The following is a 12,316-nucleotide window of genomic DNA, read 5'->3' on the forward strand; positions in this document are numbered from 1 at the left end:
TAATCGCGCGTGCATCTCCGAGTCCTCACCGAAAGTTAAATTAAATGTGATACTTGGCCGCGCGCTTTTCTGCACAATGACGGCAGGGCGCGCCTCTTCGCGATCCGCCACGCACCTTTGCCCATGGACCAACCGAAACGCATTCTGATCGTCGAAGACGACATGCATATCGCCGACGTGCTGAGTCTCAACCTGCGCGACGAACGCTATGAAGTCGTGCATTCCGCCGACGGCGCCGAAGGTTTGCGGCTGCTCGAACAGGGCGGCTGGGACGCGCTGATCCTCGACCTGATGCTGCCGGGCGTCGACGGCCTCGAAATCTGCCGGCGCGCACGCGCCATGACGCGCTATACGCCGATCATCATCACGAGCGCGCGGTCAAGCGAAGTGCATCGCATCCTGGGCCTCGAACTCGGCGCGGACGACTATCTCGCCAAGCCTTTTTCCGTGCTGGAACTCGTGGCGCGCGTGAAGGCGCTGCTGCGCCGCGTCGATGCCGTTGCGAAGGATTCACGGCTCGAAGCAGGACGTATCGAGGCCGCCGGCATCGCGATGGATCCGCTCGCGCGCGAAGCCTGGGTCGATGGCGCGCGCATTGAACTCACGCCGCGCGAATTCGATCTGCTGCACCATTTCGTGCGCCATCCGGGCAAGGTGTTTTCGCGCATGGACCTGCTCAATGCCGTGTGGGGTTATCGGCATGAAGGTTATGAGCATACCGTCAACACGCATATCAACCGGCTGCGCGCGAAAGTCGAACGCGATGCCGCCGATCCCCAGCGCATCCTCACCGTGTGGGGACATGGTTACAAGCTTGCGGCACAGAGCGCCGGCGAGCCGGGAGCCGCATCGTGAAGCTGACGTTGTCGCAACGGCTCTTCGCCGTGTTCTGCGGGCTGCTGCTGGCGTGCTGCGGCGCATCGGCGTGGCTGCAAATCCGGGCAAGCGATCTGCGCGAGAAGGAAGTCATCCAGAGCCTGTCGCGCAGTCTCGCCACCCACGTTGCACACGACGGCGCGCTGGCGGACGCGAAGGATATCGACGCGCCCGCGGTGCGCCGTCTCTTCAGCCAGTTGATGGTGGTGAATCCGAGCGTCGAAGTCTATCTGCTGGACAACACGGGCCGTATCCGCGCCGACGACGCGCCGCCGGGCCATCTGAAACGCGAACGTGTCGATCTCGCGCCCATCGAACGTTTCCTGAAGGGCGACGCGTTGCCCATTCTCGGCGACGATCCGCGCAGCGACGACAAGCGCAAGGTTTTCAGTGCGGCGCCGCTGGGCGTGGCGGGTCAGCCGCCGTTCGGTTATGTGTATGTGGTGCTGCTCGGCGAACAGCACGATGCGCTGGCGGCGAAGGCGTCGGCGAGTGCGGTGCTGCGTACCACGCTTGCGTCGATGGGACTCGTCACGCTGCTCGGACTGGTGGCGGGCGTGGTGGCGTTCGGGCTCGTGACCCGGCCGTTGCGGCGCCTGACCGAAGCGATGCGCCGCTTCGATGCGAGCGCCGCGCCCGGCGAGCCGCCGCTTGCCGCATTGCCGGCGGCTGTAGTGGCAGACGAACGCGACGAGATCGTCGTGCTGGAAAGTGCGTTCGCGCAAATGGCGGCGCGCATCGGCGAGCAATGGCGCGAGTTGGGAAGGCAGGATCGCGAACGCCGCGAGATGGTCGCGAATATCTCGCACGACCTGCGTACGCCGCTCGCATCGCTGCATGGTTATCTGGAAACGCTGACGCTCAAGTCGGAGTCGCTTGCCGCCGCCGAGCGCCGCCGCTATTTGTCCATCGCGCTGGCGCAAAGCACGAAGGTCGGTCATCTCGCGCAGTCGCTGTTCGAACTGGCGCGGCTCGAACATGGCATGGTCGCGCTCGAACGTGAAGCCTTTTCACTGCCGGATCTCCTGCAGGACGTGTTCGAAAAGTTCGAGTTGCCCGCTCAGTCGCGCGGCGTACAGCTGAATGCGCACCTCGCGCCGCGCCTTCCCAGCGTGCTGGGCGATCTCGGCATGATCGAGCGGGTGCTCACCAATCTGCTCGACAACGCCATCCGTCATACGCCGCCGCAAGGCGCCGTGAACGTCACGCTCGGCAACCTGGAAGAAGAGGGCGGTCGCGTCTGCATCACGGTCAGCGACACCGGACCCGGCATTCCGCCCGACATGCGGGATGCGCTGTTCCAGCGGCCTTTCACGTCTGGCGGAACGCATCGGGGCGGTCTGGGCCTGCTCATCGTGCAGCGCATGCTGCAACTCAATGACAGCCAGATCAGGCTGATGGACACCGGCCCGCAAGGCACCACGTTTCGCTTCGATCTGCCGGCGGCCAGCGCACGCATGCGGGAAGACGCGGCGCCGGCCCGGCCTGCATAAAAAAAACCCGGCATGTGACTGCCGGGCTGAATGGGATGGTCATCACCTCGCCTGTAGCGCCGTTGGGATGCGCATGAAGCGGTGCCCGGTCAGACCATCCGCGTGGACGTGCGGATCTGAAGCGTCGCGCGGCTCGCTCCTCCCGATGCATTGAGACGATTGCTTGCTCGCGCCACAAGAGACGTTTTAGTCTCTTCGCCTTAAACCAGTCTTAAGGAATGCATGGACGGCGCATTGCATTTTTTCCCTACGCCTTTAATGCTGGTGTTGTACTGGACGATCCTGAATGGCAAGTGCCGTGGCATCGCAGCCTTCACGCGGAAAACAATAAGGCCGGAATACTTCCCATATGGAAAACTCTCCTTGGTTTCCCCCTGTATGTTTGCTAGCATGTAAGCGAGTTGCAGGTCTCGGACCGCGGCCTTGAATGTCAAATAACAGCGGTCAAACAACAGCGTCCCTAGACGTTCTCCATGCCAGGCTGGGCTTCAGCGCGCAGGGCTCTTTCGCGTAAAGCTGTTTCGCATCGTCGATCACTTGCTTGAACTGTTGCTTGCATTGTTCCAGCTCGGGAAACCGGTGGTTATCTTATCGGTGCATCACAAGCCGCACGAGTCGCGAAAGTCACGAAGTCACAATAGGGCGACGCTTACGTTCAAACATCGCCGGCATTACATAACACGCTTCAGATCAGCACGGCTTCTTGGCGATATGCGCAAAGCAGGGCTCGCTTGGATGTCGAATGTCGCGCGTATCTCCTGACGTTGCAGGTGAATTCCAAGGCAATCGGTCATCGTCATTGCAGACCCGGATGAAGGTGAAGTTGTCGCACGCATACGATCCGCTCAATCAGCGGGAGGAAACGTGGAAACGGAACTCAGTCAACGGCTCGCGAAAGCGTTATGGCGTTGTGCATCGCACGGACACGTGCTGCCCTATCAGCGCTTTCATGCGCTCTGCGAACGAAGCATTCCACTGGCACAACGCTATGCCGCGCTCGAATCGGCCATCAAGACCTTGGGCGATGTGCGCGAGATCGACTATGGCGTTTTGATGGCGCTCGACAGCGGCCTGCCTGGCGCGGAGTTCTTCCAGCGCTACTTGCGCCATCGTCACAGCGAATATGTGCAGTTGATGGGCGACCCGAAATATCATCGGCAGACACTCGCGCACAAACGCACGCTCGTGGCCGGTGAACGAGACCGGGTGTACGCGCATGCACGCCTCATCGGCGAAGAGCGGGGCCGGCAAGCGGCTTGAATCCGATGTGACCTTCGCGCAAGGCCATGCGTCACAGCGCATTACTCCGCTCGAGCGAACGGAGTGGCCAAGCGTTCCTTTCCTCCTTTGCAAAGGCCCGCATTTCGCGGCACTTGCACCATGCCCTTACCGGACCGTCAGTCCGGTTCAGTGTTTACCATGATTTCAAGCGCGTGATCACATCGCGCCGCTTGCAGGTTTCCCATGCCTTCCGCCATGAATTCCCTGACGATGAAACCCATTCGAAAGCCAGGCATCGAAAGGCTTACTGTTCCTCATGCGTGAATGAGCGCTGCCAAACACAAGCCCCCGCGTTAAGCGCCATTTGATAGCTTCTTTGGGCACAATTTGCGGACCGAATGTCGTGATAGCGGGAGCGATTCATATAATCGCCTCAATACCTCGCGAACCCGCGACGAGTAGAGCCGGTTGGAATCCATGAGATGGCACTCCTGGATTAGCGGTGAACCGGTTTGACATGCAGCGGGCCATTTTCGCATCCGGGAACGTTGATTGCGCACTCGCACCTCCACGGTTGTGTGCGCAGAGACGTTGACGGCCTGACATGTCAAGGCGAGACTTGCCGGCAGGGGACATGACTCGCCGAATTGCGCGCCACCAGAGACGAGGAAAAGATCTAATGAGACCGGTTGTATTCGGGAATCGCTTCGGATGGCTGCATGCAGGGACAGGCACGCGCGGCGTGCTGCTCTGCAATACATACGGCCACGAATACGTATGGACATACAGCGGCATGCGGCATCTCGCCGATGCCTTGTCCGCGCGCGGCTTGTGGGTGCTGCGCTTCGACTATCGGGGAACGGGCGACTCGGCAGGCGCCGATGGCGCGCCCGACCAGTTCGCTTCGTCTGTCGACGACGTCGAAGCGGCCATCGACTGGTTCAAGGAGACCACGGGTATCGACCACCTGACCTTGTGCGGCTTTCGCGTCGGCGCGGCATTTGCGCTCGAGGCGGCCTTGCGCAAGCCGGTGGACGATCTGGTGTTGCTCGCCCCGGTGTCGAGCGGGCGCACCTACATGCGCGAGCTGAACATCGTACGCAAGACCTGGCTGGATCAGCTCGCGCCGCCGTTGCGCGAGATGCAGCAGTCCGCCGAGCCGCTCAACGTGCTGGGTCAGATCTATAGCGACGAATTCAAGCGCTCGCTCGAACAAATCGATCTCGTCGCCAGCGTGAAGCGCGCCGCTGCCGTACCCGCGCGCCGCGCGCTCATCATGAATGTGCGGGCGGGCGGCAAGGATCCGTTGCGCGATGCCCTCGTGGAACGCGGCGTCGAAGCAGATGTGACGCCGTTCGAAGATCTGCTCGGCTTCATCCAGGAAACGGCCTTCAATGCGCTGCCACGCGCGGCCTTCGAAGAAGCGGTGCAATGGATGACGCGCGACGCCGCTCAGGAGCAGGGCACGCCGCCTGAAGCAGTGATCTCACAAGAAGCGTGGCCCGACCTGACGATAGAAACATCGGAAGCGATCGAGCGGCCGGTCAGCATCGGCGAAGAAGGGCTCTTCGGGGTGCTGTGCGAACCGCGCACGGGCCTCTCGCGCGGCTCGGTGTTCCTGATCGCCAATACGTCGGCCAGCTCGCGGGTGGGCGACAGCAGGCTTTCCGTACGCATTGCACGCGAACTCGCGCGCCGCGGCGTCGCCTCGTTGCGCTTCGACGCACGCGGCCGCGGCGATAGTCCGGCAGTCTCGGGGATCGTGCAATCGGATACGGCATTCGGCCGCATCTATAACTCGGTTGCGACCGACGACACCGCCACCGCCGCGCGCTGGCTTTCGCGCCAGGGATACAAGTCGATCTTCTCGTTCGGCGTGTGCTCGGGCGCTTATCACGCGTTGAAGGCCGCGTTGATCGAGGACTCGATCACCGGCGTGGTCACGGTGAATCTGCCGACCTTCAAGAAGCCCGCCGATATCGCGCCCGATGCCTTGCGCCAGTCCACGCGCAACTCGATGGCAGGTTATGCGTTCTCGATGCTCGATCCGCAGAAATGGAAAGCGATCCTGCGCGGTGAAAAAGATCTGAAGCGGGTACTGCGTTTCGTGTCGGGCTACATGATGACGCGCGTCCGCTCGCGGGTCGTCGATGTATTGCGCCTCGACCGTCTGACGCAAACGCCGCCCGAACTCGCGACCGAGCCTGGCCCGATGATCCGGGCGCTGGATGCCCGCCATGTCAAGACGGTGCTCATCTACGGCGCCTACGATGCGGGCATGGACCTGATCGCCGCGAACTTTGGCAAGGGCGGGGCGCGCCTGTCGCGCTTTCCGTCGGTGCGCATGGCGGTGTTCTCCGACGCGGATCACTCGCTCTTCATGCCGAGCGGTTCAAGCCAGGTGGTGACGCTGTGCGAGAGCGTCGTCAAGGAAACGAGGGCGACCGTCGCGGATGCGATGTTTCCCGGGCGAGAGCCCGTCGTGCTCTGATTCCTGACTGTTCTCCCTCGGTAATTCCCTTCTCCGCGCGAAGCTCCAGCGAGCTTCGCGCGTCTTGCGTATCCTTCCATAGCAGAACCCGCCGCATGCGGCGGTGTTCCTGTTCCAGCGAAATTCCTCTTGGCGAAGCCCGCGTGTTTGCATCATGCGCGAGGCTCGCTTTGCTTCCCAACCCAGGAGTCTGATGATGTCGATCGAAAAGGTTCTATACCGCGCCCATGCCCATGTCACCGGCGGCCGCGATGGACGCGCCAACATCCCTGACAGCAATCTGGATCTGCGCCTGACCACGCCGAAGGAACTCGGCGGAGGCGGCGGAGACGGCACCAATCCCGAACAGTTGTTTGCCGCCGGCTACAGCGCATGCTTCATCGGCGCGATGAAGTTCGTCGCCGCGCGCGACAAGATTGATTTGCCGAAAGACCTGGCTGTCGACGGCAACGTCGGCATCGGTCAGATTCCAAATGGCTTCGGCATTGAAGTGGAACTGAAGATCTCGCTGCCCGGCATGGATCGCGCCGCCGCTCAGGCGCTGATCGACAAGGCGCATATCGTGTGTCCTTATTCCAATGCGACGCGCAATAACATCGACGTCACATTGACGCTCGCCTGAGATTGACTCATAGGTCCTTTCGGGGCATCGAGGCATGGCACTCATGAGCGGGACGCCGGCCTCACCCCGATCATCCGGAGGAAGCGATGACGCTGACAATCGGAATTGATCACATCGGGCTGACCGCGCGCCATCTCGAGGCGACGCGCGATTTCTTCGTTGAATGTCTTGGCTGGAAGGTGGTGGGCGAGAAGCCGGATTACCCGGCGGTATTCGTCTCGGATGGCAACGCGCTGCTGACGTTATGGCAAGCCAAGGAAGAACCGCCGACGGCCTTTGACCGCCGCAAGAATGTCGGCCTTCACCATATTGCCTTGCGCGCCGCAAATGAAGCGGCATTCAACGCGATTCTCGAACGCGTCTCGGCGTGGCCGGGTGTCATCGTGGAGTTTCCGCCTGAACTGCTCGGCGCCGGACCGAAACGGCACATGATGATTTATGAGCCGGGCGGCATACGGGTGGAATTCGACTTCGATCCGCGCGTTCAATGAACGTTGAAGCAGTCACGTAACGACTGATCTCTTGAAAGCGGGCCACGTGGAAAAAGAGACGGCCGAACAATCGAGTAAACTCCACGATTGAACTCAGCCGTCTCCCAAACCATGCCGCTGCAAATCCGCTTCAGTGAATAAAGTCAGCCGATAAGAAACGGCGTACGGTCTTCGGCGGATGCCAGCCATGCCGGCGCACGGCCGCGGCCGCTCCAGGTGGCGCCGCTTTGCGGATCCCGATAAAGGGCAGGTTGCGGACCGCGCGGCTGTCCCTTGCCATTGGCTTTGGCTTTCGTCTTCGTGGCCGCGCGCTTCTTGCTCTTGCTCGCGCCCGACGCAGCGCCTGTTACCGCGAACTTGCTGCGGTCCCGCGCCTTGGCAATCCATGCCGGCGCGCGGCCCCGCCCACTCCATGTGGCACCCGTCTTCGGGTCCTGATAAGCAACGACGGAGGCTTTGCTGGACGAAGCCGCGCGTCCTGATCTCTTTCGTGAACCGGTGAATTTCTCGATGTCCGAAATTGTCAGATTATGGCGCGCCATCAGATCGTGAATCTTTTGCAGCGCGCTTTGCGATTGCGTGGCAAGTAGCGATTCGGCTTTCGCCTGCAGTGCCTCGATACGTGCCTGAATGTTCTCGAGCGTTGGCATGGACTTTCCTCTATCGATTTGTATTTTCGAACTATGCCATGCGCATGCGTCATACGCTAGAGGCAATAGACTTCGATCGCATGAAAAGAATCATTTAAAGATATAAGAAGCGGACTTGTTAAACCTTTTGGCAGGCCAACTCGCTGCATCTTTTTTGCATTCCGTACTTCGCGGCTATCCGGTCCTCGACGGGTCAAAGGCGCGTGAAGCAAACATAAGAAGCGACAGGGCGCTAGTCGCCGGCTTTCAACGAGCAAGCGCGTGCTTGACGAAAGCTTGGCAGCTCAGGGCTCCGCATGCGGGTCCGGCGCCTCAGAAGTTATCGGAACCCGGTGCCGGCGCCGTGTTGCCAAGGCCTCGCCATGGCTAACAGGACAGACTGCGCTTTGTTTCTCTTTGCGGAATTCAGAAACAATCCAGACCCGATTATGCTTGCATGCTTATTGGCGACCCACGCCCCGGCAGTGCTGCAACGCTTCATCCAAAACATCCCGAATACCTCACAATTCATTACGCATCATTACGGTGTTTAACACCTAAGGAAGCAGGCTACGGGAAGAACGCAAAGCAAATACGGTAATCATTTAATTGGCAAGCGCATGACGGCAGCGGATTACAGTGCAGTGCAGCCACGCGGTACGCGATGAAAATTGCGGTCGAAATAAATCAGGCTATCGCCGTCGCCGCGCACGCGTATCGTCGTCGTTTCGACGAACATCACCGAATGGGAGCCCACTTCCTTGGCCTCGACAATCGTGCCTTGCAGGCTCGCAAGCGCATCGCGCAATACGGGGACACCGTGCGCGCCTTCATCCCACACCGGCAACGAGAAGAGCTCTTCCATCGAGAGTCTTGTAAGGCCGGCAAAGTGCCGGGCCATTTCTTCGAAGTGACCGGGCAATACATTCACGCACACGTGCCGATTGCCTGCAAACGCCGCGTGCATCGAACTCGACCGGTTGATGCAGACCAGCAGGGTAGGCGGCGCATCGGTGACGGAACACACCGCGCTTGCCGTGATGCCGCAGCGTCCATGGGCGCCGGCCGTGGTAATGACGTTCACGGCGGCGCCGAGATGCGCCATGGCCTGGCGGAATTGCTTGCGGACCGGTTCGATTTCCTCGCTTGCTGCTCGGCCGGGCTGAGCGGACATGACGCCTCTCCTGTTCGTTTCGTCTTTCCTGTCTGTATAGCAAGCGGCGTCCGGTCAGTCCGCGCTGAGCCGCACAGATACGCATGAAGATCCGCGCTTGCTACGATTACGGCATGAATATCGATCTCTTTGGCATCGACGGCTGCAAGGGCGGATGGTTCGTCGTCCGGCAGCACGCGAGCACCGGCGACATCTCGACCCATGTAATCGATCGCCTCGACCTGCTGCTCGACTGGGAACGGGAGCACGCGATCGTCGCGATGGATATCCCCATCGGTTTGTCGGCGAACGGCGTGCGTGCCTGCGACAAGCAAGCGCGCGCGCTGCTCGGACGTCCGCGTGCGAGCTCGGTCTTCGCGCCGCCGACGCGCGCCGCGCTATCGGCACGCAGCTACGAGGATGCCTGTGCGATCAACCAGGCCGCGTGCGGCAAGCGCATTTCCATTCAAGCCTTTCATATCGGCAAGAAGATCGGCGAAGTCGATGCGCTCCTGCACCGCCATGCCGCCGCGCGCTCGCGCATCTTCGAAGTTCATCCCGAGCTGAGTTTCATGCATCTGGCGATGGAGCATGGGGGCCCGCGGCATGGCTTGCGCGAAAGCAAGGCGCATGCGGCGGGATTCGCGCTGCGTCATGCGTTGCTGGTCAAATGCTTCGGCAGCGCCATTGATACCGCATTGTCCGAGCGTCGTCCCGCGCAGGCCTCGCGGGACGACGTGCTCGACGCCTTCGCGGTCTTGTGGAGCGCGCGCCGTATCGCGGCGGGAACGGCGCTGCGCTTGTCCGATCCGCCTGACGCCGATGCCTCCGGCATCCCGATGGCCATCTACTGCTGACCCGTGCTTCTCCGATAGCTCGCCACATGCAATGCCTTTACGCGCTCGGCGAAAGCTTCCACGGGTCCATCGACGGCGATGTCGTCGACCACATCCTGGATAGCCAACGGACGCACGCGGCCAGGCGTCGCACCGAGTTCGGCGCGCCAGCGCGTGAACTGTTCCGCCGATGCCGCATAGACGATGCGCCCCAGGCCGACCCACGCGTGCGCGGCCGAACACATCGGGCAATGTTCGCCGGAGGTGTACACCACCGCGTCGCGTCGCTGCGCTTCCGGCAGGTTCTCCGCAGCCCAGCGTGCAATGGCGAACTCGGGATGACGCGTGTGATCGCCGCCGCTCACACGATTGCGATCCTCGAACAGCACGCGGCCATCGGCGGCCACGAGCATAGAGCCGAACGGTTCGTCGCCGGCATCGAGCGCTTCCTGCGCGAGGTCGATGCAGCGAAGCAAATGGCGCTTGTCGGTATCGTCGATCATGCGAGGTTCTCCTTGAATTGAAGTGTCTGAAGCCTAGCGAAACGCGCGCATATGGGCGGTCATGAGTTGCAGCATCTTGTTCGACGCCACCGAAAGCCTTCTGCCGGTACGCGTGACGAGATGCGCTTCCGCATCGGCGAGAATGGGGTGAGGAATGTCGATGGCGAACAGTTCGCCCGCTTCCATCTCGCTCGTCACGGCAAAGGCGGGCAACACGGTAATGCCCAGTCCCGACTTCACGAACTGCTTGAGAATGGCGATGGAGTTCGTCGTCACCACCGGATCGAGGCGAAGCTTCTCCGCGTATTCGACTGCCTGCAACATCTGCCGCGTGCCGTACGACGCATGCGTGACGGCCAGCGGAAATTGCGCGAGTTCCTGCACGCTCAGCCACTTGCGTTCGCGTCGTGGAAAACGGGCGCCGACGATCGCCATCATCGGCTGGCGCTTGATCGCACGCGACACCAGCTTCGGTTCCTGCGGCGGATTGTAGACGAGCCCGATCTCGCCCTCGTCCTCGGAGATCTTGCGGATCACGTCGTTGGTGCCGCCGAGATCGAGATTCACGTTGATGCCGGGATGCTGCTTGCAAAAGCGCGGCATCGGCCCCGACAGCAAGTCCGAGACGAAGCCCTCGCCGAGCACGATGTTCACATGCCCCGTGCGCAGGCCGCGCAATTCCTGGAGACGCGACAGCAAATCGTCGCGGTGCGCGAGTTGTTCCCGGAAATATTCGATCACGCACTGGCCGGCCTCGGTCGGCTTCACGCCGCGTGCATGGCGTTCGACCAGCGCGGCGTCCAGCTCCTTCTCAAGCAGGCCGATCTGGCGGCTGACCGCCGATGGCGCGACGTTGAGGAAATCGGCGGCCGCGCGGACCGTGCCGCAGCGGACTGCTTCGAAGAAATAGACGATGCGGCTGTCGGTGAGATTGTCGGTCATGGCATCTAGGGCTTCAGCGTTGTTCCGCGGCACGTGCCGTTCTAAAAATTAGAACACATCCAATATTGGCGCTGATTGGTTATACGGCTTGCCGGGCGGATCATGGCATCCATGCACAACGCGCGGAGCGGCGGGCAGAGGGCTGCCTCGCCAAGCGCCGCGCATCGGACGGAGGTTTCGCGGATGAAGACGGTAGGTGTGATCGGACTCGGCAACATGGGGCGCGGCATGGCGCGCTCGGCGGCGCGCGGCGGGTATCGCGTGCTCGGTTTCGATGCGGCGCCCGGCGTGGCCGCGGCGCTCGCGGCGGATGGCGTGGAGGTGCGCGACTCGATTGCGGCCATCGCGAACGAGGCCGACGTGCTGATCCTGTCGCTGCCGACCTCCGCGATCGTCGAGGAGGTCGTGCTCGGGAAAGGCGGCGTGGCGTCGGGCGGCAAGGCCGGCCTGATCGTCGTCGATACAACCACCGCCGATCCCGACAGCACCCGCAAGGTGGCGGCGGCGCTCGCGGAATGCCGGATCGGCTTCGTCGATGCGCCCGTGAGCGGCGGCCCGAAAGGCGCCGCGACGGCAACGATGACCATGGTGCTTGGCGGCTCGGACGCGGACGTCGCGGCCGTCGAGCCGATTCTCGCCGTCATCAGCGCGAAGCGCGTGCATGTCGGCCCGGTGGGCGCGGGACATGTGACCAAGATCATCAACAACATGCTGACGGGCGTGCATCTGCTCGCCGCCAGCGAAGCCGTGCGTGCGGCACAGGGCGCGGGCGTCGATCCGGAGAAACTCGTGGAGGCGCTCAACGGCGGCTCGGGACGCAACAGCGCGACGCTCACCAACTATCCCACCTGGATCTTCAACGACAAGTTCGACTCCGGCTTCACGATGAAGCTCATGCGCAAGGACGTGCGCCTCGCCATGGCGCTGCTCGACAACGTTCATCAGGACGCGCCCATCGCGAAGGAAGCAGGGCGGCTGTGGGCGGCCAGTGAGGCGAGCATCGGCGACGCCGAGGACTTCAACCGCATCGTGCAGTTCATCGAATCGAAGTAAGGGGAC

General features: G+C 62.0%; 12 protein-coding genes. 8 read left to right on the plus strand and 4 right to left on the minus strand.

Going from position 1 to position 12,316, the window contains the following annotated elements; translation table 11 throughout:
• Positions 1–123 precede the first annotated feature (123 nt).
• The 6 genes from QCE83_RS31185 (at position 124) to QCE83_RS31210 (ending at position 7,194) form a co-directional block, all read left to right on the plus strand.
• Positions 124–855, plus strand: coding sequence for a response regulator transcription factor (locus QCE83_RS31185; protein WP_309820194.1), 732 nt, complete (start codon positions 124–126; stop codon positions 853–855).
• Positions 852–2,369: a HAMP domain-containing sensor histidine kinase gene (locus QCE83_RS31190; RefSeq protein ID WP_309820196.1), complete on the plus strand. Its 1,518-nt coding sequence runs from the start codon at positions 852–854 to the stop codon at positions 2,367–2,369. Before QCE83_RS31185 ends, QCE83_RS31190 begins: the two co-directional genes overlap by 4 nt.
• Before the next feature lie 864 nt (positions 2,370–3,233).
• Positions 3,234–3,629: a hypothetical protein gene (locus QCE83_RS31195; protein WP_309820197.1), complete on the plus strand. Its 396-nt coding sequence runs from the start codon at positions 3,234–3,236 to the stop codon at positions 3,627–3,629.
• A gap of 640 nt (positions 3,630–4,269) precedes the next feature.
• Positions 4,270–6,081, plus strand: coding sequence for an alpha/beta fold hydrolase (locus QCE83_RS31200; RefSeq protein ID WP_309820199.1), 1,812 nt, complete (start codon positions 4,270–4,272; stop codon positions 6,079–6,081).
• 196 nt (positions 6,082–6,277) lie between these two features.
• Positions 6,278–6,703, plus strand: coding sequence for an organic hydroperoxide resistance protein (locus QCE83_RS31205; RefSeq protein ID WP_309821190.1), 426 nt, complete (start codon positions 6,278–6,280; stop codon positions 6,701–6,703).
• An 86-nt stretch (positions 6,704–6,789) separates the two neighbouring features.
• The gene (locus QCE83_RS31210) at positions 6,790–7,194 is read left to right on the plus strand and encodes a VOC family protein (protein ID WP_309820200.1); all 405 of its coding nucleotides are present in this window, start codon (positions 6,790–6,792) and stop codon (positions 7,192–7,194) included.
• 143 nt (positions 7,195–7,337) lie between these two features.
• Here QCE83_RS31210 and QCE83_RS31215 read toward each other — a convergent pair whose 3' ends face one another.
• Both QCE83_RS31215 and hpaC read right to left on the minus strand, forming a co-directional pair.
• Positions 7,338–7,844 (minus strand): H-NS family nucleoid-associated regulatory protein, encoded by a 507-nt coding sequence (locus tag QCE83_RS31215; protein ID WP_309820203.1) that lies wholly within the window; start codon positions 7,842–7,844, stop codon positions 7,338–7,340.
• A gap of 613 nt (positions 7,845–8,457) precedes the next feature.
• Positions 8,458–8,997, minus strand: coding sequence for a 4-hydroxyphenylacetate 3-monooxygenase, reductase component (hpaC, locus tag QCE83_RS31220; RefSeq protein ID WP_309820204.1), 540 nt, complete (start codon positions 8,995–8,997; stop codon positions 8,458–8,460).
• Positions 8,998–9,110: 113 nt separating this feature from the next.
• Between hpaC and QCE83_RS31225 the strand changes: the two genes are divergently transcribed.
• Positions 9,111–9,833, plus strand: coding sequence for a DUF429 domain-containing protein (locus QCE83_RS31225; protein WP_309820206.1), 723 nt, complete (start codon positions 9,111–9,113; stop codon positions 9,831–9,833).
• On the opposite strand, the gene QCE83_RS31230 is transcribed toward QCE83_RS31225, so the two are convergent.
• Positions 9,824–10,315 carry a nucleoside deaminase gene (locus tag QCE83_RS31230; RefSeq protein WP_309820208.1) on the minus strand — a complete coding sequence of 164 codons (492 nt, stop codon included), beginning with the start codon at positions 10,313–10,315 and terminating at the stop codon, positions 9,824–9,826. The two genes, QCE83_RS31225 and QCE83_RS31230, sit on opposite strands and share 10 nt — an antisense overlap.
• 33 nt (positions 10,316–10,348) lie before the next feature.
• Complete coding sequence (locus QCE83_RS31235) at positions 10,349–11,257, minus strand: LysR family transcriptional regulator (protein ID WP_309820210.1); 909 nt, start codon at positions 11,255–11,257, stop codon at positions 10,349–10,351.
• A gap of 75 nt (positions 11,258–11,332) precedes the next feature.
• Here QCE83_RS31235 and QCE83_RS31240 point away from each other — a divergent pair, with 75 nt between their 5' ends.
• Complete coding sequence (locus tag QCE83_RS31240) at positions 11,333–12,310, plus strand: NAD(P)-dependent oxidoreductase (protein ID WP_309820212.1); 978 nt, start codon at positions 11,333–11,335, stop codon at positions 12,308–12,310.
• Positions 12,311–12,316: the final 6 nt, after the last annotated feature.

Source organism: Caballeronia sp. LZ034LL (assembly GCF_031451215.1).
Lineage (GTDB): Bacteria > Pseudomonadota > Gammaproteobacteria > Burkholderiales > Burkholderiaceae > Caballeronia.